Raw genomic sequence first — 21,629 nt, 5'->3', positions numbered from 1 at the left:
CCAGCCTGCCAGGCCGCCACACCAATCTGTCAACGTACAAGAAGGAAGACTGCAGTGAGCGCTGACTACCCACGCGACCTGATCGGTTACGGCAGTAACCCTCCTCACCCACACTGGCCGGGCAATGCCCGGATCGCGCTGTCCTTCGTGCTCAATTACGAAGAAGGCGGCGAGCGCAATATTCTGCACGGCGACAAGGAATCCGAAGCCTTCCTGTCCGAGATGGTCGCCGCTCAGCCGCTGCAAGGCGCGCGCAACATGAGCATGGAATCGCTTTACGAGTATGGCAGCCGTGCTGGCGTCTGGCGCATTCTGAAACTGTTCAAGGAATTCGACATTCCGCTGACCATCTTCGCCGTGGCCATGGCCGCCCAGCGTCACCCGGACGTGATCCGTGCGATGGTCGAAGCCGGCCATGAAATCTGCAGCCACGGTTACCGCTGGATCGACTACCAGTACATGGACGAAGCGCAGGAGCGCGAGCACATGCTCGAAGCGATCCGCATCCTCACCGAACTCACCGGTGAACGTCCGCTGGGCTGGTACACCGGTCGCACCGGGCCGAACACCCGTCGCCTGGTCATGGAAGAAGGCGGTTTCCTCTACGATTGCGACACCTACGACGACGACCTGCCCTACTGGGAACCGAACAACCCGACCGGCAAGCCGCATCTGGTGATCCCGTACACCCTCGACACCAACGACATGCGCTTCACGCAAGTGCAGGGTTTCAACAAAGGTGACGATTTCTTCGAATACCTCAAAGACGCCTTCGACGTGCTGTACGCCGAAGGGGCCGAGGCGCCGAAAATGCTCTCGATCGGACTGCATTGCCGTCTGATCGGCCGCCCCGGTCGCCTCGCTTCGCTCAAGCGCTTTATCGAATACGCCAAAAGTCATGAACAGGTGTGGTTCAGCCGTCGCGTCGACATCGCGCGTCACTGGCAGCAAACCCACCCGTACCAAGGGACTGCAAAATGAGCCGCTTTCAAACCCTGCAACCGTCGACCCTGAGCCGCGACGCTTTCGTCAACGCTTTCGCCGACATCTATGAACACTCGCCATGGGTGGCCGAAAAGGCCTACGACCTCGGTGCCGATGCTTCGATCGACGAGATCGAAACCCTGCACCAGCGCATGAGCGATATCCTGTTGAGCGCCGATCATGCCAGCCAGCTGGCCCTGATCAACGCTCACCCGGACCTGGCCGGCAAAGCCGCCGTCCAGGGCCAACTGACCGAAGCCAGCACCAATGAACAGGCTGGCGCCGGTATTCACCAATGCACGGCCGAAGAGTTCCAGCGCTTCACCGAGCTGAACGACGCCTACAAGGCCAAGTTCAAGTTTCCCTTCATCATGGCGGTAAAAGGCAGCAACCGGCATCAGATCCTCGCGGCGTTCGAAACGCGCATCAACAATTCGGTGGAAGCCGAATTCAAATGCGCGCTGGCGGAGATCAACAAGATTGCCCTGTTCCGTTTACTGACCCTTTAGCAAGCTTGGCCCGAGCGTGAATGAACGCGTAACGCCCAGGGCCCTGCAAGCATCCCCAGCCACTAATTCAAAGGCAGACAAGAAGAATGAAAGCTTACGCCGTACCTTTCGAAAAATACGTCAACCTGGCCGACGCCCGTCTGGGCACCAAGATCATTTCGGTCACCGATGACTGGTTCGCAGACGCCAATCGTCTGTTTCAGCCGACCCCGGCCGTATGGAAGGAGGGCGTGTTCGATGACAACGGCAAGTGGATGGACGGCTGGGAGTCGCGCCGCAAGCGCTTCGAAGGTTACGACAGCGCGGTGATCCGTCTGGGCGTACCGGGCTCGATCAAAGGCGTGGACATCGACACTTCATTCTTCACCGGCAACTACCCGCCATCGGCCTCGCTGGAAGCCTGCTTCCTGGCCTCGGGCGAGCCGGATGAAAACACCCAGTGGACCGAAGTGCTGTCGGCCGTCGAGCTGCAGGGCAACAGCCACCACTACCACGAAATCAGCAACGACCAGGCCTTCAGCCACTTGCGTTTCAACATCTACCCGGACGGCGGCGTCGCGCGTCTGCGTGTGTACGGCATTCCGTTCCGCGACTGGTCGGCAGTGGGTGACAACGAGCAAGTCGATCTGGCCGCAGCCCTGAACGGTGGCCGCGCCCTCGCCTGCTCCGACGAACACTTCGGGCGCATGAGCAACATCCTCAACCCGGGCCGTGGCATCAACATGGGCGATGGCTGGGAAACCGCGCGTCGTCGCACCCCGGGCAATGACTGGGTGATCGTCGCTTTGGGTCATCCGGGCGAGATCGAGAAGATCGTCGTCGATACCCTGCACTTCAAAGGCAACTACCCGGACACCTGCTCGATCCAGGGCGCGTTCGTCAAGGGTGGCACTGACAGCCAGATCGAAACCCAGTCGCTGTTCTGGCGCGAACTGCTGCCAAGCCAGAAGCTGGAAATGCACGCCGAGCACACCTTCGTCGAGCAGATCAAAGCGCTGGGCCCGATCACCCACATCCGCCTGAACGTGTTCCCGGATGGTGGCGTGAGTCGCTTGCGTGTATTGGGCAAGGTCGCGAAATAACACCGCACCCTGTGGCGAGGGAGCTTGCTCCCGCCGGGCTGCGAAGCGGCCCCAGGAAAGGCGGGAGCGCTACGCACTCCAGCGGGCGCAAGCTCCCTCGCCACAAAGGCTGAACCGAACAACACAGAATTTTGGATAAGAAGAACAGCATGCGCACATTGACGATTGAACCGCTGACCAAAGAAGCCTTCGCCCCTTTCGGTGACGTGATCGAAACCGACGGCAGCGATCACTTCATGATCAACAACGGTTCGACCATGCGCTTCCACAAACTGGCGACGGTCGAAACCGCGACGCCTGAGGACAACGCAATCATCAGCATTTTCCGCGCGGATGCGCAGGACATGCCGCTGACCGTTTGCATGCTGGAACGCCATCCGCTGGGCAGCCAGGCTTTCATTCCGCTGCTCGGCAACCCCTTTCTGATCGTGGTCGCGCCAGTTGGCGATGCACCTGTATCAGGCTTGGTCCGCGCCTTCGTCACCAACGGCAGGCAGGGCATCAATTACCATCGCGGCGTCTGGCACCACCCGGTGCTGACGATCGAAAAGCGGGATGACTTCCTGGTGGTTGATCGCAGTGGCACAGGCAATAACTGCGATGAGCATTTTTTCAAAGAGGATGAGCGTCTGATCCTCGCCCCCCACCAATAAGAGAAGGTCTGATCACTCGACAACAAGAGTGACAGGCGAGAGGTAAAGACTGTGGAAGCACATCTGTTGGAATGGCTGAACCTGAGCGTGCGCTGGGTTCACATGATCACTGGCGTGGCCTGGATCGGCGCGTCGTTCTACTTCGTCTGGCTGGAGAACAACCTCAACCGCGTCAACCCGAAAACCGGTCTGGCCGGTGATCTGTGGGCGATCCACGGCGGCGGCATCTACCACCTGGAAAAATACAAACTAGCCCCACCGTCCATGCCGGACAACCTGCACTGGTTCAAGTGGGAAGCCTACTTCACCTGGATGTCGGGGATCGCGCTGCTCTGCGTGGTGTTCTACTCCAACCCGGTGCTCTACCTCGTGGCACCCGGCAGCGGCCTCAGCGGTCCTGAAGGCGTGGCCATCGGTATCGGCTCGCTGATCGTCGGCTGGTTCGTCTACGACTTCCTCTGCGATTCGGCCCTGGGCAAGAAGCCCGCCCTGCTCGGCTTCATCCTGTTTGTCCTGATCATTGCCGCGGCCTATGGCTTCAGCAAAGTGTTCAGCGGTCGGGGTGCGTACCTGCACGTCGGCGCGATCATCGGCACCATCATGGTCGGCAACGTGTTCCGCATCATCATGCCGGCACAACGGGCACTGGTCGCGGCGATCGCCGAGAACCGCACGCCGGATCCGGCACTGCCGGCCAAGGGTCTGCTGCGTTCGCGGCACAACAACTACTTCACCCTGCCGGTGCTGTTCATCATGATCAGCAACCACTTCCCAAGCACCTACGGCAGCCAGTACAACTGGTTGATCCTGGCCGGGATCGCGGTGTTGGCGGTGTTGGTGCGTCACTACTTCAACACCCGTCACGACAGCCACAAGTTTGCCTGGACCCTGCCGGTCGCAGCGGTGGGCATGATCAGCCTGGCCTACGTCACCGGCCCGACGCCGATGTCGAACGCACCTGAAGTGGCCAAGGCGCCAGCCAAAATCGAATACCAACCGCTGCCGGAAACGGCACTGGGCGGTGGTGCAAAACCGGCTGAAGCGGCGACCCCTGCTGCACCCGCAGCACCTGCAACCGCCCCGGCACAAGCCTCGAATGCCGGACCCGGTTTCGACAAAGTGCACAACGTGATTCAAGAGCGTTGCACGGTGTGCCATTCGTCCAAACCGACCAGTCCGTTGTTCAGCGCAGCCCCGGCCGGGGTGATGTTCGACACCCCCGAGCAGATCCGCCAGAACGCCGCGCGCATTCAGGCGCAAGCCATCACCACGCAGATCATGCCACTGGGCAACATCACCCAGATGACCCAGCAGGAACGTGACCTGATCGGTGCCTGGATTGCCCAGGGAGCGCAGACCAACTAAGCCACACAACAGCCTGTGTAAAAGCAGGCTTTTGTGGCGAGGGAGCTTGCTCCCGCTGGACTGCGCAGCAGGCCCTGCTCTTCTGAAGAGAGGGCCGCTTCGCGCCCCAGCGCGAGCAAGCTCCCTCGCCATAAGACCTGATGCAAATAAACAGCTGTGAGCAACCCGGCAGCTGTTAATCACAAGAATAAAAAAGATCCGAGGTGTTGCATGTCCGAGCTGTCCAAAGCGCGCATCCCCGACGCACCCGCCATTCAGCGTTTGCCCCTTTTGCAACTGATCCTGGTCGGTCTGCAACATGTTCTGCTGATGTACGGCGGTGCCATCGCGGTGCCGCTGATCATCGGACAGGCCGCTGGCCTGAGTCGTGAAGAAATCGCCTTCCTGATCAACGCCGATCTGCTGGTCGCCGGGATTGCCACCATCGTGCAGTCGCTCGGCATCGGCCCGATGGGCATTCGTATGCCGGTGATGATGGGCGCCAGTTTCGCCGCGGTCGGCAGCATGGTCGCCATGGCCGGCATGCCCGGTATCGGTCTGCAAGGCATCTTCGGTGCGACGATCGCCGCCGGTTTCTTCGGCATGCTGATCGCACCGTTCATGTCCAAGGTCGTGCGTTTCTTCCCGCCGCTCGTCACCGGTACGGTCATCACCTCGATCGGTTTATCACTGTTCCCCGTGGCCGTGAACTGGGCCGGTGGCGGTGTCGACGCCGCCCAATTCGGTTCGCCGATTTATCTGGCCATCGCTGCGCTGGTGTTGGCCACCATCCTTTTGGTCCACCGCTTCATGCGCGGATTCTGGGTGAACATTTCCGTGCTGATCGGCATGTGCCTGGGCTACGTATTGTGCGGCGTGATCGGCATGGTCGACCTCAGTGGCATGGCCAGCGCACCGTGGATTCAGTTTGTCACCCCGCTGCATTTCGGCATGCCGAAGTTCGAGCTCGCGCCGATTCTGTCGATGTGTCTGGTGGTGGTGATCATCTTCGTCGAGTCCACCGGGATGTTCCTCGCGCTGGGCAAGATCACCGGCCAGGAAGTCTGCCCGCGCATGCTCCGTCGCGGCTTGCTGTGCGATGCCGGCGCGTCGTTCTTCGCCGGTTTCTTCAACACCTTCACCCACTCCTCGTTCGCGCAGAACATCGGCTTGGTGCAGATGACCGGCGTGCGCTGCCGTTCGGTGACGATCGTCGCCGGCGGTCTGCTGATCGTCCTCAGCCTGCTGCCGAAAGCGGCATTTCTGGTGGCATCGATTCCACCGGCGGTGTTGGGCGGCGCGGCGATTGCGATGTTCGGCATGGTCGCGGCCACTGGCATCAAGATCCTGCAAGAAGCCGACATCGGTGACCGGCGCAATCAGTTGCTGGTCGCGGTGAGCATCGGCATGGGCCTGATCCCGGTGGTGCGTCCGGAATTCTTCGCTCATCTGCCGATGTGGATGAGCCCGATCACCCACAGCGGCATCGCCATGGCCACCCTCAGCGCGCTGACCCTGAACCTGCTGTTCAACATCCTCGGCGGCAAGGAGCGTGCGGCGATCAACGATTGCCATGCTCATTGACAGCCTCACCAATTCCCCCTGTAGGAGTGAGCCTGCTCGCGATTGCGTCTTTTCAGTCAACTGATTTGTTGAATGTAATCCCGCTATCGCGAGCAGGCTCACTCCTCCAAAGGGATCGCAACTCTGTGCCTTGAAAATAAAAACAAAAGGGAGCAACAGATGATCCGCACGCAAGGCAACGTTCTGTTGAGTGGCGGCCTGCTGGCCGCGAGTCAGGCCATGGCCGGCGATCTGCTGGTGTGGCAGAGCAATAGCCTCAGCTACCTGTACGGCAAGAATTTCGCGATCAACCCGTCGTACCAGCAGACAGTCACCTTCGAACACGCCGACAAATGGAAGTACGGCGACAACTTTCTGTTCGTCGACAAGATCTTCTACAACGGCAAGGAAGATGCGAACAAAGGCCCGCACACCTTCTACGGCGAGTTCACCCCGCGCCTGTCCTTCGGCAAGATCCTCGACCGCAAGCTCGAGTTCGGCCCGATCAAGGACGTGCTGCTGGCGATGACCTACGAGTACGGCGAAGGCGAAAGCGAGGCCTACCTGATCGGCCCCGGCTTCGACCTGAAAGTGCCCGGTTTCAACTACTTCACGCTGAACATTTTCCGCCGCCACACCGAAGGCCCGCGCCCCGGCGATGGCGTTTGGCAGATCACCCCCGCGTGGTCGTGGAGCTTCCCGCTCGGCAATTCCGATGTGCTGATCGACGGCTACCTCGACTGGGTCGTCGACAATGACGAGAACTCGCGCGGCACTTACCACGCCAACCTGCACATCAATCCGCAGATCAAATACGACCTCGGCAAAGCCCTGGGCTGGAGCCAGAAGCAGGTGTACGTCGGCACCGAATACAGCTACTGGAAGAACAAATACGGCATCGAGAACACCCATACCTTCGACACCAACCAGAACACCGCCAGCCTGCTGCTGAAGGTGCACTTCTGAGATGGCCCGCAACCGTGCGCCATGCCTGTTGTCGGTGCTCTGTTGCGGGGCACTTGAGCGCTGGCCGAGGAGTCAGTATTCTCCGCGGCCTTCCGCATTCGCTGTAAAAAAAAGCCCGGATTCAATTTCTGACCGAAAAGCCAACTTATCCCGGCCACGGTCAGTCCTGAGGCCTCCCGAAAACACGCTCGTCGACTGTTTTTCAGCAGCCGAACGGGCGTTTTTTGGTTTTTCGAAAGCCTTGGCGCAGCTTTTGCTACCAGCATCCAAAGCTGACCGATCGGATGAAATTTGCGGTACGAAAAAAGGCGCCACATCAGAGCGCCGAACTTAAAAAAATAACGTGGAACACCTATTTTTGGGAGCAACCGAATGAAACGCATGTGCACCAGCCTGATGCTGGCCGGATCGATGTTCGCTGGCGGCCAGGCGATGGCCGAAGGCCTGCTGCAGTGGCAGAACAACAGCCTGACCTACCTGTATGGCAAGGACTTCCAGGTCAACCCGCGCATTCAGCAGACCGTGACTTTCGAACACGCCGATGCGTGGACGTACGGGGATAATTTCTTCTTCTTCGACAAGATCTTCTATAACGGTGGCAAAGACTTCAGCAACGGTCCGAATACCTACTACGGTGAATGCAGCCCACGCATCTCGCTAGGCAAGGTGCTCGACCAGAAGATCGAGTTCGGCCCGGTCAAGGACGTCCTGGTCGCCATGACCTACGAATTCGGTGAAGGCGATACCGAGGCCTACCTGATCGGTCCAGGCTTCGACCTGGCGATTCCGGGCTTCGATTACTTCCAGCTGAACTTCTACCAGCGTCACACCCAGGGCGCCCGCGCCGGTGACAATGTCTGGCAGATCACCCCCGTCTGGTCCTACACCATCCCGGTGGGCAAATCGAACATCCTCATCGACGGCTTCATGGACTGGGTGGTCGACAACGACTCCAACTCCAAAGGCGACTACCACGCCAACCTGCACTTCAACCCGCAGGTCAAATACGACCTGGGCAAGGCGCTGAATTTCGGCGAGAAGCAGTTGTATGTCGGTGTCGAATACGACTACTGGTCGGACAAGTACGGGATCAAGGACAGCCAGTACTTCAAGACCGATCAGAGCACCACGAGCTTCCTGGTGAAGTTCCACTTCTGACCTCAAAAGCTTCGCGAGCAGGCTCGTTCCCACATTCGACCGAGTTCCAATGTGGGAGCGAGCCTGCTTGCGAAGGCCTCACCGCGGATTTCAGGCGGGAGCTACTGCTTCGGATATCCGCAGAAACCGGCACAGCTCCTCGCGCTTGGCCAACGCATCCCGCCGCCCCAACTCGATCAACTCGCTGCAATACCCCGCCTCGAACAGCAGATAACTCAACACCCCTGCCCCACTCGTCTTGGTCGCTCCCGGCCCACGCAGAAACAAACGCAACGCCGCTGGCAATTCCTGGCGATGGCGTGCCGCGATCTCATCGATCGGCTGACTCGGCGCAATCACCAGCACCTCCACCGGCGCCACACCCAGCGCGCGGGTTGGCGTGCCGGCCGGGAGCAAATGACTGAATTGGTTGAGCCGTTGCAGCAATTCGATGTCGCTCTCCAGACTGTCGATGAACGTGCTGTTGAGCATGTGCCCGCCGATCTGCGCCAGCGTCGGTTGCTGGCCGCTGTAGGCGCGCTCCAGCGGCTGCTGCGGATCGAGGCCGCGCGGGTTGCCGCTGACGCCCACCACCAGCACGCGACTGGCGCCCAGGTGCAACGCCGGACTGATCGGCGCCGACTGACGCACCGCGCCGTCACCAAAATATTCCTCACCGATTTTCACCGGCGCGAACAACAGCGGGATCGCCGAACTGGCCAACAAGTGATCGACCGACAGTTGGGTCGGCATGCCAATGCGTCGATGCCGCAGCCAGGCGTCGATGGTGCCGCCACCCTGATAGAACGTCACCGCTTGTCCCGACTCGTAGCCGAACGCAGTCACCGCTACTGCATGCAGTTGCTTGCGCGCGATGGATTCGGCGATGCCGGGCAGGTGCAGTTTTTCCTCGAGCAGTTCGCGCAGTGGCGAACTGTTGAGCAGCGCCACCGGCATTTGTCGACCGAGGCCGAGCAGGCTGTGGCTGACGAAACGGCTGGCTTGATGGATGACTCCGGGCCAGTCGCTGCGCAATACGCGATGGCTGCGAAAGCCTTGCCAGAACTGGGTCAGGCGTTCGATGGCGGCGCGAAAATCCGTGGCGCCACTGGCCAGGCTGACCGCATTGATCGCCCCGGCCGAGGTGCCGACGATCACCGGAAACGGATTGTCCGCGCCGGGCGGAAGCAGCTCGGCAATCGCCGCCAGCACCCCGACCTGATACGCCGCCCGGGCCCCGCCGCCGGAAAGAATCAAACCTGTGACCGGTTCAGCAGGACTCATCGCAACACTCCGGGATGCTTGTCAGGACGGGTGAATCAACGGCGCTTGGGATAAAGCTTCGGCTCGCCCGGCGGGCGGCTCTTGAAGCGCCGATGCGCCCACAGATACTGCTCGGGGCAGGCACGCATGGCGCTCTCGACCCACTGATTGATCCTGATGCAATCGGCCTCTTCGCTCTCGCCGGGAAAATCCTCCAGTGACGGATGGATCACCAGCCGATAACCACTGCCATCGGCCAGCCGTTCCTGGGTGAACGGCACCACCAGCGCCTTGCCCAGGCGGGCAAATTTGGTCGTTGCGGTGACAGTGGCGGCCTGAATACCGAACAGCGGCACGAAGATGCTCTGCTTGGCGCCGTAGTCCTGATCCGGTGCGTACCAGATCGCCCGGCCCGAGCGCAGCAGCTTGAGCATCCCGCGCACGTCGTCGCGCTCCACGGCCAGCGAATCCAGATTGTGTCGCTCGCGGCCACGGCGCTGAACGAAGTCGAACAATGGATTTTTGTGCTCGCGGTACATCCCATCGATGGTGTGCTGCTGGCCGAGCAGCGCGGCGCCGATTTCCAGGGTGGTGAAATGCGCAGCCATGAGGATCACGCCCTTGCCTTCGCGCTGGGCCTTCTGCAGATGTTCAAGGCCTTCGACATGCGCCAGTTTCGCCAGACGTTCGCGCGACCACCACCAGCTCATCGCCATTTCGAAGAAGGCGATGCCGGTGGAGGCGAAGTTTTCCTTGAGCAGGCGTTTGCGCTCGGCGGCGGATTTCTCCGGGAAGCACAATTCCAGATTGCGCCGGGCGATGGTCCGCCGGTCACTGGCGACGCGATACATCAACGCACCCAAAACTCGACCGATGGTCAGCAGCGCCGGATACGGCAACTGCACGATCAGCCACAAAAGCCCCAGGCCGCACCAGAGCGGCCAGAAGCGCGGAGCAAGATATGCTTTTCGAAAACGCGGGCGATCCATTAAAGCTTCCGTAAATACAGTGGCCGCGCATTCTACATCGTTCGACCCGGCTTGCGGCTCGCGGGCGTTCTCGTTATAAGTCTCGGCACTTTTAGTGACAAGCCGTTGTATGCCGACATGAGCCAAACCGACCCGTTAGACCAAGATCCCGTATTCCAGCTCAAGGGCAGCATGCTGGCCATCACTGTGCTGGAACTGGCCCGTAACGACCTCGAAAGCCTCGATCGGCAATTGGCCGCCAAAGTCGCCCAGGCGCCGAATTTCTTCAGCAATGCACCGCTGGTTCTGGCGCTGGACAAACTGCCGCCGAACCAGGGCGCAGTCGACCTGCCGGGGCTGATGCGCGTCTGCCGCCAGCATGGCCTGCGCACCCTGGCGATTCGTGCCAGCCGCATCGAAGACATCGCCGCCGCCATCGCCATCGACATTCCCGTGCTGCCACCCTCCGGCGCCCGCGAGCGCCCATTGGAGACGCCGGAAGTCGAGGTCAAAAAGAAGCCGGAAAAACCGCCTGAGCCGACCGTCAAACCGACCCGCGTGATCACTACGCCAGTACGTGGTGGCCAACAGATATACGCCCAGGGTGGCGATCTGGTCGTGGTCTCCTCGGTCAGTCCGGGGGCGGAACTTCTCGCCGATGGCAACATCCATGTATACGGCCCGATGCGCGGCCGTGCACTGGCCGGCGTCAAAGGTGACACCAAGGCACGGATTTTCTGTCAGCAATTGAGCGCTGAACTGATCTCCATCGCCGGCCATTACAAGGTTTCCGAGGATCTGCGTCGCGATCCGATGTGGGGCTCGGGCGTCCAGGTCAGCCTGTCGGGCGACGTGTTGAACATCATTCGGCTTTAACGGATACTGCCGCATTTTCCAAGCATCTCTAAAACGTAGCGAAAACGGCTCAAACGAAGTAGGAAAAAGGCCCAAAGCCAAATTCCAGCCAAGGCTGTCCGACTGCAGTAGTTTTCAAGAGATGTTTTTCAGGGGCTGAACAGTCCTTCTTCCTTAGGGGTGAAACACCTTGGCCAAGATTCTCGTGGTTACATCCGGCAAGGGTGGTGTGGGTAAGACCACCACCAGCGCCGCTATCGGTACCGGTCTCGCTCTGCGCGGCCACAAAACAGTGATCGTCGATTTCGACGTGGGCTTGCGTAACCTCGACCTGATCATGGGTTGCGAGCGCCGCGTGGTGTATGACTTCGTCAACGTCGTGAACGGCGAAGCCAACCTGCAACAGGCGCTGATCAAAGACAAGCGCCTGGAAAACCTCTACGTACTGGCGGCCAGCCAGACCCGCGACAAAGACGCGCTGACCGTCGAAGGCGTGGAAAAAGTCCTGATGGAGCTCAAGGAACAATTCGAGTTCGTCGTCTGCGACTCCCCGGCGGGCATCGAGAAAGGTGCGCACCTGGCCATGTACTTCGCCGATGAAGCGATCGTCGTGACCAACCCGGAAGTCTCCTCGGTTCGTGACTCGGACCGCATGCTCGGCCTGCTGGCGAGCAAATCGCGTCGCGCCGAACGTGGCGAAGACCCGATCAAGGAACACCTGCTGATCACCCGCTACCACCCGGAGCGCGTTGAAAAGGGCGAGATGCTCGGCGTTGAAGACGTCAAGGAAATCCTCTCGGTAACCCTGCTCGGCGTCATCCCGGAATCCCAGGCAGTGCTCAAGGCTTCCAACCAGGGCGTGCCGGTAATTCTCGACGACCAGAGCGATGCCGGTCAGGCTTACAGCGATACCGTCGACCGCCTGCTGGGCAAAGAAAAAGCCCACCGATTCCTCGATGTCGAGAAGAAGGGATTCTTCGAGCGCCTGTTTGGAGGTAGGTAATGAACCTTTTTGACTTCTTTCGTGCCAACAAAAAGCCAAGTACCGCCTCGGTAGCGAAAGAGCGTCTACAGATCATCGTGGCGCATGAGCGCGGCCAGCGCAGCACGCCGGATTACCTGCCAGCCTTGCAAAAGGAACTGGTCGACGTGATCCGCAAGTACGTCAACATCGGCAACGACGACGTACACGTGGCACTGGAAAGCCAGGGCAGTTGCTCGATTCTGGAACTCAACATCACCCTGCCTGATCGCTGAGTCGGTCCGGCAGGAACGACGGCGGTTCAGGGCCATCCCCATGCGGGAATGGCCCTGAACCGCCGTTGGCATTTGTTACGAGGCTGTTTTAATGCCGCTGTCCAACATCCGCATCATCCACGAGGACGCCGCCGTTCTGGTGGTCGACAAACCGACCCTGCTGCTCTCGGTTCCCGGCCGTGCCGACGACAACAAGGACTGCCTGATTACCCGTCTGCAGGAAAACGGCTACCCGGAAGCGCGCATCGTCCATCGCCTGGACTGGGAAACCTCCGGCATCATCCTGCTGGCCCGTGATGCCGACACCCATCGCGAGCTGTCGCGGCAGTTTCATGACCGCGAAACCGAAAAGGCCTACACCGCTCTGGCCTGGGGTCAGCCGGAACCGGACAGCGGCAGCATCGACCTGCCCCTGCGTTATGACCCACCGACCAAGCCGCGCCATGTGGTCGACCATGAATTCGGCAAGCATGCGCTGACTTTCTGGCGTGTGCTGGAGCGTTGCGGTGACTGGTGTCGCGTTGAGCTGACACCGATCACCGGTCGCTCCCATCAATTGCGCGTGCACATGTTGTCGATCGGCCATCCGCTGCTGGGTGACGGGCTCTACGCCCACGAGCAAGCGCTGGCGGCCTGGCCGCGGCTGTGCCTGCACGCCAGCATGCTCAGCTTCACCCACCCGCAAACCGGCGAACGCCTGCGCTTCGAGTGCCCCGCCCCGTTCTGATCGGCCACAACGATTTAATGTAGGAGTGAGCCTGCTCGCGATAGGGGTGTGTCAGATAAGTATCAGTTGACTGACACAGTGCTATCGCGAGCAGGCTCACTCCTACAGGGATCTGCATTGGATTCAATTCCCCGGCCAATACGTTAAACTCCCGCCCATTGCTGTCTGGAGTTTCTTATGCGCGCAGAGTTGAACCAGGGCCTGATCGACTTTCTCAAGGCCTCTCCTACCCCGTTTCACGCTACCGCCAGCCTCGTGCAGCGTCTGGAGGCCGCCGGTTATGTGCGCCTCGACGAGCGCGAGCCATGGTCCACCGAGGCCAACGGCCGCTATTACGTCACCCGCAACGACTCCTCGATCGTCGCGATCAAAATGGGCCGCAACTCGCCACTGCACGACGGTATCCGCCTGGTCGGCGCCCACACCGACAGCCCGTGCCTGCGGGTCAAGCCACAGCCGGAACTGCAGCGTCAGGGCTTCTGGCAACTGGGCGTTGAAGTCTACGGCGGCGCGTTGCTGGCGCCGTGGTTTGATCGCGATCTGTCGTTGGCCGGCCGCGTCACCTTCCGCCGTGACGGCAAGGTCGAGAGCCAGTTGATCGACTTCAAGGCACCGATCGCGATCATTCCCAACCTGGCCATTCACCTCAACCGGGAAGCCAATCAGGGCTGGGCGATCAACGCGCAGACCGAACTGCCGCCGATCCTCGCGCAATTTGCCGGTGACGAGCGCGTCGATTTCCGCGCCGTGCTCACCGATCAACTGGCCCGCGAACACGGCCTGAATGCCGACGTCGTGCTCGATTACGAGCTGAGTTTCTACGACACGCAAAGCGCAGCGGTCATCGGTCTGAACGGTGATTTCATTGCCGGTGCGCGTCTCGACAACCTGCTGTCGTGCTACGCCGGCCTGCAAGCCTTGCTCACCGCCGAGACCGACGAAACCTGCGTGCTGGTGTGCAACGACCACGAAGAAGTTGGTTCCTGCTCGGCCTGCGGTGCCGATGGCCCGATGCTCGAGCAGACTTTGCGCCGCCTGCTGCCGGAAGGTGACGAGTTTGTCCGCACCATCCAGAAATCCCTGCTGGTGTCGGCCGACAACGCCCACGGCGTGCATCCCAACTACGCGGAAAAACACGACGCCAATCACGGCCCGAAACTCAACGCCGGCCCGGTGATCAAGGTCAACAGCAACCAGCGCTACGCCACCAACAGCGAAACCGCCGGTTTCTTCCGCCATCTGTGCATGGCTGAAGAAGTCCCGGTGCAAAGTTTCGTGGTGCGCAGCGACATGGGCTGCGGCTCGACCATCGGCCCGATCACCGCCAGCCACCTGGGGGTTCGCACCGTCGACATCGGTCTGCCGACCTTTGCCATGCACTCGATCCGCGAGCTGTGCGGCAGCCATGACCTGGCGCATCTGGTGAAAGTGCTCAGCGCGTTTTATGCCAGTCGTGAGTTGCCGTAAAGGCTGAAAAACTTCGCGAGCAGGCTCGCTCCCACATTGAGTAGCATTCCAACCTGTGGGAGCGAGCCTGCTCGCGAAAGCGCCTGTGCAGGCAGCAGAATCCTCTCTGACTTGATGCATTCCTGAGCCACATCACACCGCGCCTCGAAAACCTGCCTAGACTCAACGGATCCCACCAGACAAGGCAGTCTCCATGATCTCGATGTCCTCCTTCCACGCCATGCTCATTCCCATCCTCAGCGGAATGATCCTGCTGGCCATCGGCTTCAACTTCCGTGACAAGAACGCCGGGGTGTTGGCCATGTGGATCGGCATGCTGATGATCCTCGCCACCGTGGTCTACAAGATCCTCGCCAAACTCAACGAATGACCGCGCCCGGCTCGCATTGCGCCGGAGGGCCTCGTACACTCCAGCGCATCCGCCTATCGCGAGGTTGTCTTCTGGTGTTCGCTCGTCTTTTTGCTGTACCCGGTCTGTTGCTTGTCTTGATCATGACGCTGCTGCCGCTGGCGCCCGCGCAAGCGGTCGGTCTGCCCGGCCTGCTCAACACTTCCAAGCCGCAGCCCGAAGCCCAGGAACCCCTCGGCCAGTCGCTGGACGAAGTGATCAAGTCACTGGAAAACGATAAGCAACGCGCACAGTTGCTCAGCGATCTGAAGAAGCTGCGCGACGCCACGAAGAAGGCCCAGGCCACCCCGGAAGAAGGCGTGCTGGGCCTGATCGGTGGCACCCTCGCCAACTTCGAAAAACAGTTTTCCGGCGCCGACAGCCCGCTCACCCGCTGGTCCAACGAATTCGACCTGGCCAAGGACGAACTGACCAGCAAGCTGCTGCCGGCCAATGAATGGCTGCCGATCATCTTCGGCTTCGCCGTGATCCTGATGGTCTGGAGCCTGCTCGCCGCTGCGCTGATCTGGCTTGGCCACCGCGTCCGTATGCGCTTCGGCCTTACCGAAGAACTGCCGCAACACCCCAAGGCCCTCGACATGCTGCGTTTCGCCCTGCGCAAGCTCGGGCCGTGGCTGATCGCGTTGGTGATGACGGTCTACATGAGCTACGTGCTGCCGTCATCGCTGGGCAAGAGCCTGGCAATGGTGCTGGCGTATGCCTTGGTGGTGGGCACCTGTTTCTCGGCGATCTGCGTGATTGCCTTCTCTCTGCTCGACGGCCCGCACCGCCATCGCGCGCTGTACATTCTTCGTCATCAGGCGTTCCGGCCACTGTGGCTGATCGGCAGCTTTGCTGCGTTCGGTGAAGCGCTGAGCGATCCGCGTCTGGTGGAAAGCCTGGGCGTGCATCTGGCCCACACTGCAGCGACCACCGCCAACGTACTCGCGGCACTGTCGACCGGCCTGTTCATTCTGCGATTCCGCCGGCCGATCGCGCACCTGATCCGCAACCAGCCACTGTCGCGCCGCCTGACCCGCCGCGCCCTCAGCGACACCATCGAGATCCTCGGCACCTTCTGGTACGTGCCGGCGCTGGTGCTGGTCGGCATCTCGCTGTTCGCCACGTTCGTCTCCGCCGGCGACACCAGCACCGCGCTGCGGCAGTCGCTGATCTGCACGGTTCTGCTGGTGTTGTGCATGGTCATCAACGGCCTCGTGCGTCGTCATTCGTTGAAGCCGCAACGCGGGCCGAAACGCCATGCGCTGTACTCGGAGCGCCTGAAGAACTTCTTCTATACCCTCGCGCATTTGCTGGTGTGGCTGATCTTCATCGAGTTGGGCCTGCGTGTCTGGGGCCATTCGCTGATCGCGTTCGCCGAAGGTGATGGCCATGACATCAGCGTCAGACTGTTCAGCCTGATCGGCACGCTGATTTTCTCCTGGCTGATCTGGATCCTCGCCGACACCGCCGTGCACCACGCCCTCACCCGCTCGCGCAAAGGCCTGGCCAACGCCCGCGCGCAGACGATGATGCCGCTGATCCGCAACGTGCTGTTCGTGGCGATTTTCATCATCGCGCTGATCGTCGCGTTGGCGAACATGGGCATGAACGTCACGCCACTGCTCGCCGGTGCCGGTGTGATCGGTCTGGCGATCGGTTTCGGCGCGCAGTCGCTGGTCGCTGACTTGATCACCGGCCTGTTCATCATCATCGAGGACTCGCTGGCAATCGACGACTACGTCGACGTCGGCGGCCACCTCGGCACTGTAGAGGGGCTGACCATCCGCACCGTCCGCCTGCGCGACATCGACGGTATCGTCCACACCATCCCGTTCAGCGAAATCAAAAGCATCAAGAACTACTCGCGGGAATTCGGCTACGCGATCTTCCGCGTTGCCGTGCCGTACAACATGGAAATCGACGACGCGATCAAGCTGATGCGCGACGTCGGCCAGAAGATGCGCAGCGATCCGCTGCAACGCCGCAACATCTGGTCGCCTCTGGAAATCCAGGGCGTGGAAAGTTTCGAATCCGGCAGCGCGATCCTGCGCGCACGCTTCAAGACTGCGCCGATCAAACAGTGGGAGGTTTCCCGAGCGTTCAACTTGTCGCTGAAAAGGCAACTGGATGAGGCGGGGCTGGATCTGGCGACACCGCGGATGAGTGTGCAGGTGATTACGCCTGGAGTGGAAATCAAAAAGGAAAGCTGAAGAGAGATGGCCCCCTATTGGAAGATAAAACCAATAGAGGGCTTATTTTTCAATTGTCTTTGAAACCGGGCTTACCGTTAGCGGAGCGCCAGTTTTTTACCTCCAGGACAACATTTTCAGGCCCATCCTTACCCTCCTCTGGGTAGTAAATCAAATCATAACCAGAAGGATGTTCAACTAGCCGGGAGAACTCAAGAATCGCAGCAATTTGCTGCTTCTCTGTGGTAAAACCGGAATCATATATTTTCCTGACAAACTCAAGAAAATCTTCTTCTCTCATATCCTGTATCGATCTCATATCAAAGCCCTTTATGAATTTCAACATGCGCCTTCGGGGTAACGATATTTATGTTGTCAGCATTATATAAATCTCCTCCCTCTGCCAAGCCGACCTTATGATGCAGTTCGTATTTCACTCTTGCTCCTGCTGAATCGCTCACCCTAACTATCGGTGCTTTGCCTTTTTTCATTTCGTTCAAACTTGTCGCATTAAACAAGTCGGCCAACTTTTCGTCATTGAAAACAGCTTTCCAGAACGTTTCTCTGAATGCTCTGAAACTGTTGAACTGACGACCTCTTAACTGATCAGCAATTTGCGATGGGATTGGCGCTCCATCGCCCTGCGAAGCCGCCCCTAGCCATCCACCCGCAACCGGCGCTCCATAACCACTCGCCACCCCTGGATCATTGCGTCGATCCCGGAACATGACGTACTGCGGGGGCAGACCCGTTTCCGGGGGGAAGACCAGAATGAAGTCGTCGAAACGAATGTTACCCCGACCCGGATAAGCGTCGATCCGCCCTTCGATCGGCACCAGGTTGCCGCCGATGTAGCGCGGTGGGGCCGGATTTCCGATGGGGAACAGCGTTGAACTGTCTGCCGGCGTTACCGCTGGCGTCCAGACCGCGCTTGTAGGTGGAACGTCGGTGAGCGTCGCGCTGTAAGTGTCATCCCCAGCGTTGTAGCCAGCTGCGATCAAGCGAACGCCGGAAGGCAGTTTTGTCCCCGCTACCGGAACGACAAGCAGTTCGGCGAGAGATCCCGTCAGTGGCCGGGTGCTCAAACGCACCGGCAGATTCAGTCGTGCTCTTTCGTTCGCCAGCGTGTTCAGATCAGGCAACGGACCGGGCAGCAGATCTGCCAACGGAAGGCTGAGCAGAAAGCGTTCAGGCAGCTCACCATTGCCCAACACCGGCGAGTAGACGAACGCACTCACCCCCACCATCAGTCCGGACGCTGTGCCAGCAGCAAGCCCCGACAAACCGGCAACGGCCGAGCGAATCGATGCGGCAAGACCCGCCATTAGGCTGTCGGCAATCGCAACCGCCCCACCCGAGGTCGCAAATACCAGTTGGGCGTGGCTGATATTGCCCTGAAAGAGCAATGGGCTATTGTGCCCACCGGGGGTTTGCTGCCGGCGCTTTTCCTCAGCCACCCTGCGTGCTTCGGCTTCAGCCTCAAGCGCCGCCTGTTCCTCGGCACGCTTGCGCTCCAGTGCTTCAGCCGCCAAGCGTGCCTGTTCTTCTTCAAGCCGCCTGAGTTCATTGGCGGCGGCCTGCCGCGCCAGTTCTTCCGCCAGCCGCCGCGCCTGCTCCTGAGCAACGCGGGCCTGTTCCTGTGCAACCTGCCGGGCGTGTTCCGCCGCCAACCGCGCCTGCTCTTGAGCGATCCGCTCGGCTTCCTGCGCTTGCACCACAGCAATCATGCCCTTGACCGTGGCCGACTGGCTGTTCAATACGCCAATGCCTTCGACCAGCAACTTGGCATTGAACAAGGCGCTGTATGCCTGCCTTACGCTGACGTTGCCGCCTCGCCGATTGACTTGCGGTAAGCGCCCCCCGTTGAAAAAGGTTTCAACCTGGTCGTGGCCGAAACGCTGGATGGCCACGTCCTTGGCCACCAGAAGCGCGCCAAATTTTCTGGCGATCAGCGACTCCCTGAAACGCATCTCCCGCGCCAGCGCATCCAAAGGAGGCAAGACACTTTGATCACCTGCTGCCCGTACTTCTGCCAGTTCAAGTTCGATGACCTGAGCAATGTTTCTGGAAGTATCTTTGTAAATACTTTCCATATCGAGTATTTCACCCAAGGGTGCAACGTTGATACCTGGTCCCGAGCCGTCTCCTGCACCTAAATAATGTAAGTACTCATCTTGTTTATCCGGACGCACAACAATCGGCGGAAGCGTTAATCCATTACGCTGCATTTATAAATCCTCCAGGGACATTGGGTTTATCGCTCTGACCGGTCACCGTTAATGTCGAATAGCCAATAACGTGACCGGCACTTGGAGAAATTTATGGAAATGAATGTTGCGCGGTGCGGTACATAGTTATCGCCCGGGTTTTATCTGTCACGCCGGACGGAACTGATAAAGCGGTAGGAGTTTTCGTTAAAAACTTCAGGCTCAGAGGTAAATCTGTCGGACCGCGTGGCGCGTTCCTGAACCGATCGCACTTGCGTGCAGAGCCTTTGTCACAGGCAAGGAAACCCGACAACAATAATCAAGGAGAACCCCATGCACCTGACGCGCATTGCCCAGAGCCTTTTGCTCACGCTGGTCGCCAGCCACGCCGGCGCCGCGACGATGGACAGCGCCCGCACACAGATCGCCGAGCAGGCGCAAAAGCTTGAACCGGAGCTGCTGGAAACCCGCCGCGACCTTCACGCTCATCCGGAGCTCGGCAACACCGAAAAACGCACCGCTGAGCTGGTCGCCAAACAGCTGCAAGCCATGGGCCTGGAAGTGAAAACCGGCGTCGCCCGCACCGGCGTCGTCGCCGTTCTCAAAGGCGCCCTGCCCGGCCCGACCGTGGCCCTGCGCGCCGACATGGACGCGCTGCCGGTCAAGGAAGTCTCCGACTTGCCGTTCGCTTCGAAAGCCAAAGGCACGTATCTCGACAAGGAAGTCGACGTCATGCACGCCTGCGGCCACGACGCCCACACCGCGATCCTGCTCAGCGCCGCGAAAATTCTGACGGGCATGCGCGACACCCTGCCCGGCACCGTGGTGTTCTACTTCCAGCCCGCCGAAGAAGGCCCGAGCGATTTCATTCCCGACGGCAAAAATACTTGGGGCGCAAAAATGATGGTCGAAGAAGGCGTGATGAAATCGCCGAAACCCGACGCAGTGTTCGGCCTGCACGTCTGGGCCGGCGTTCCCGCCGGCCAGATCGCCTACCGCCCCGGCCCGACCCTGGCGAGCTCCGACGACCTGCGGATCAAGATCCACGGCAAACAAACCCACGCCGGCCGCCCGTGGGACGGCATCGACCCGATCACCGTCGGCGCGCAAACCATCGTCGGCCTGCAAACCGTGGTCAGCCGTCGCACCGACATTTCCTCTTACCCCTCGGTAGTCAGCATCGGCACCATCAACGGCGGCACCCGCTACAACATCATCCCCGAATCACTCGACATGACCGGCACGATCCGCTCCTACGACTACGGCATCCGCCAGAAACTGCATGCCGACGTACGCCAGACGATCGAGAAAATCGCCGAAAGCGGCGGCGCCAAAGCCGACGTCACCATCATCGAAAAGTACGACCCGACGATCAACAACCCGGCACTGACGGAAAAGATGCTGCCGACCCTGAAGTGGGCCGCCAAGGATGATGTGGTGCAGGGTCCGCTGGTGGGTGGTGCGGAGGATTTCTCGTTCTTTGCCAAAGAGGCGCCAGGGTTGTTCGTGTTTCTCGGAGTGACGCCCCGGGATCAGGACATGAGCAAAGCCGCGCCGAATCATAATCCGGGATTCTTCGTGGATGAATCGGCGCTGGTGGTTGGGGTCAGGACATTGGCTTCGTTGGCAACGGATTATCTGTATGGGAATGCGGGGTTGGGCAAGTAAACCGAGATGGCTGAAATCCTGAAGGTCAAAAGCCCCTCACCCTAGCCCTCTCCCAGAGGAAGAGGGGACTGACCGGGTTGTTCGAATGAGGTATGCCAACCTGAGATACCGAGTTGAATGCAGATTTTGAACAACTCACAAATCGGCTCCTTCTCCCTCGGGAGAGGGCTGGGCGGGCGGCGTTCCGATGAGGGGCGAATCCAGCACAAAACCAAAGCCAGACACCGCATGCTTTTCACCACTCAAAACAATGAGCGCAAGCTCGAGTAGCTTTTGATCTTGATCTCGGAGCCCGTCGGCAGGCTGAGCGGAGGGATTGATCCGGGCGTGGGAGCGCAGCGACCGTACGACGCAGTCGGACACAGCGAGTGTAGGTGCAGCGAAGCAAACCGGAGCCGC

The 21,629-nt window shown here is 60.1% G+C and carries 21 protein-coding genes; 16 read left to right on the top strand and 5 right to left on the bottom strand.

The window, feature by feature from the left end:
* Window positions 1-54: 54 nt before the first annotated feature.
* From puuE to DCO47_RS13545, 8 genes are all read left to right on the top strand, one after another.
* Window positions 55-981 (top strand): allantoinase PuuE, encoded by a 927-nt coding sequence (gene puuE / locus DCO47_RS13580; protein ID WP_042608504.1) that lies wholly within the window; start codon window positions 55-57, stop codon window positions 979-981.
* Entirely contained in the window at window positions 978-1,493 is a 516-nt protein-coding gene (gene uraD, locus DCO47_RS13575; RefSeq protein WP_064364561.1) for a 2-oxo-4-hydroxy-4-carboxy-5-ureidoimidazoline decarboxylase, read from the top strand. Before puuE ends, uraD begins: the two co-directional genes overlap by 4 nt.
* Before the next feature lie 86 nt (window positions 1,494-1,579).
* Window positions 1,580-2,575 (top strand): allantoicase, encoded by a 996-nt coding sequence (gene alc / locus DCO47_RS13570; RefSeq protein ID WP_042608506.1) that lies wholly within the window; start codon window positions 1,580-1,582, stop codon window positions 2,573-2,575.
* A 149-nt stretch (window positions 2,576-2,724) separates the two neighbouring features.
* The gene (locus DCO47_RS13565; RefSeq protein WP_039763801.1) at window positions 2,725-3,228 is read left to right on the top strand and encodes an ureidoglycolate lyase; all 504 of its coding nucleotides are present in this window, start codon (window positions 2,725-2,727) and stop codon (window positions 3,226-3,228) included.
* A 51-nt stretch (window positions 3,229-3,279) separates the two neighbouring features.
* A complete protein-coding gene (locus DCO47_RS13560) occupies window positions 3,280-4,593 on the top strand; it encodes a urate hydroxylase PuuD (RefSeq protein ID WP_065615155.1) in 1,314 nt (437 codons plus the stop codon).
* A gap of 210 nt (window positions 4,594-4,803) precedes the next feature.
* On the top strand, window positions 4,804-6,156 hold the full coding sequence (locus DCO47_RS13555; protein WP_042608508.1) for a nucleobase:cation symporter-2 family protein: 1,353 nt from the start codon (window positions 4,804-4,806) through the stop codon (window positions 6,154-6,156).
* Between the two features lie 159 nt (window positions 6,157-6,315).
* Window positions 6,316-7,101 (top strand): outer membrane protein OmpK, encoded by a 786-nt coding sequence (locus DCO47_RS13550; RefSeq protein WP_116658262.1) that lies wholly within the window; start codon window positions 6,316-6,318, stop codon window positions 7,099-7,101.
* Window positions 7,102-7,473: 372 nt separating this feature from the next.
* Window positions 7,474-8,259 (top strand): outer membrane protein OmpK, encoded by a 786-nt coding sequence (locus DCO47_RS13545; RefSeq protein ID WP_116658261.1) that lies wholly within the window; start codon window positions 7,474-7,476, stop codon window positions 8,257-8,259.
* Window positions 8,260-8,349: 90 nt separating this feature from the next.
* Here the strand turns inward: DCO47_RS13545 and DCO47_RS13540 are convergent, their stop codons facing one another.
* On the bottom strand, window positions 8,350-9,522 hold the full coding sequence (locus DCO47_RS13540) for a patatin-like phospholipase family protein (RefSeq protein WP_116658260.1): 1,173 nt from the start codon (window positions 9,520-9,522) through the stop codon (window positions 8,350-8,352).
* 35 nt (window positions 9,523-9,557) lie between these two features.
* Entirely contained in the window at window positions 9,558-10,490 is a 933-nt protein-coding gene (locus DCO47_RS13535; protein WP_116658259.1) for a lipid A biosynthesis lauroyl acyltransferase, read from the bottom strand.
* 117 nt (window positions 10,491-10,607) lie between these two features.
* Here DCO47_RS13535 and minC point away from each other — a divergent pair, with 117 nt between their 5' ends.
* The 7 genes from minC to DCO47_RS13505 all read left to right on the top strand — a co-directional run bounded on the left by minC (window position 10,608) and on the right by DCO47_RS13505 (window position 17,376).
* The gene (gene minC, locus DCO47_RS13530) at window positions 10,608-11,345 is read left to right on the top strand and encodes a septum site-determining protein MinC (protein ID WP_038861964.1); all 738 of its coding nucleotides are present in this window, start codon (window positions 10,608-10,610) and stop codon (window positions 11,343-11,345) included.
* 169 nt (window positions 11,346-11,514) lie between these two features.
* Window positions 11,515-12,327, top strand: coding sequence for a septum site-determining protein MinD (gene minD / locus DCO47_RS13525; RefSeq protein WP_007913953.1), 813 nt, complete (start codon window positions 11,515-11,517; stop codon window positions 12,325-12,327).
* On the top strand, window positions 12,327-12,581 hold the full coding sequence (gene minE, locus DCO47_RS13520; protein WP_003223146.1) for a cell division topological specificity factor MinE: 255 nt from the start codon (window positions 12,327-12,329) through the stop codon (window positions 12,579-12,581). Before minD ends, minE begins: the two co-directional genes overlap by 1 nt.
* A gap of 91 nt (window positions 12,582-12,672) precedes the next feature.
* Window positions 12,673-13,308, top strand: coding sequence for an RluA family pseudouridine synthase (locus DCO47_RS13515; protein ID WP_116658258.1), 636 nt, complete (start codon window positions 12,673-12,675; stop codon window positions 13,306-13,308).
* Window positions 13,309-13,485: 177 nt separating this feature from the next.
* A complete protein-coding gene (locus DCO47_RS13510; RefSeq protein WP_064364632.1) occupies window positions 13,486-14,775 on the top strand; it encodes a M18 family aminopeptidase in 1,290 nt (429 codons plus the stop codon).
* A gap of 193 nt (window positions 14,776-14,968) precedes the next feature.
* Window positions 14,969-15,145 carry a hypothetical protein gene (locus DCO47_RS27050; protein ID WP_165839208.1) on the top strand — a complete coding sequence of 59 codons (177 nt, stop codon included), beginning with the start codon at window positions 14,969-14,971 and terminating at the stop codon, window positions 15,143-15,145.
* A 74-nt stretch (window positions 15,146-15,219) separates the two neighbouring features.
* Window positions 15,220-17,376, top strand: coding sequence for a mechanosensitive ion channel family protein (locus tag DCO47_RS13505; RefSeq protein ID WP_065615153.1), 2,157 nt, complete (start codon window positions 15,220-15,222; stop codon window positions 17,374-17,376).
* A 49-nt stretch (window positions 17,377-17,425) separates the two neighbouring features.
* Here DCO47_RS13505 and DCO47_RS13500 read toward each other — a convergent pair whose 3' ends face one another.
* Window positions 17,426-17,656, bottom strand: a complete 231-nt coding sequence (locus DCO47_RS13500; protein ID WP_290128329.1) for a bacteriocin immunity protein — start codon at window positions 17,654-17,656, stop codon at window positions 17,426-17,428.
* Window positions 17,657-17,675: 19 nt separating this feature from the next.
* Complete coding sequence (locus DCO47_RS13495) at window positions 17,676-19,583, bottom strand: S-type pyocin domain-containing protein (RefSeq protein WP_083201905.1); 1,908 nt, start codon at window positions 19,581-19,583, stop codon at window positions 17,676-17,678.
* 312 nt (window positions 19,584-19,895) lie between these two features.
* On the opposite strand from DCO47_RS13495, the gene DCO47_RS13490 reads away from it, so the two are divergent.
* On the top strand, window positions 19,896-21,230 hold the full coding sequence (locus DCO47_RS13490) for an amidohydrolase (RefSeq protein ID WP_116658257.1): 1,335 nt from the start codon (window positions 19,896-19,898) through the stop codon (window positions 21,228-21,230).
* 135 nt (window positions 21,231-21,365) lie between these two features.
* Here DCO47_RS13490 and DCO47_RS27150 read toward each other — a convergent pair.
* Window positions 21,366-21,629 (bottom strand): hypothetical protein (locus tag DCO47_RS27150; RefSeq protein WP_218279818.1); only part of this gene is annotated, 264 nt, incomplete at its 5' end.

The organism is Pseudomonas sp. NDM, from assembly GCF_003105095.1.
GTDB lineage: Bacteria > Pseudomonadota > Gammaproteobacteria > Pseudomonadales > Pseudomonadaceae > Aquipseudomonas > Aquipseudomonas moraviensis_A.
This window is presented reverse-complemented; position numbering and strand designations above follow the sequence as displayed.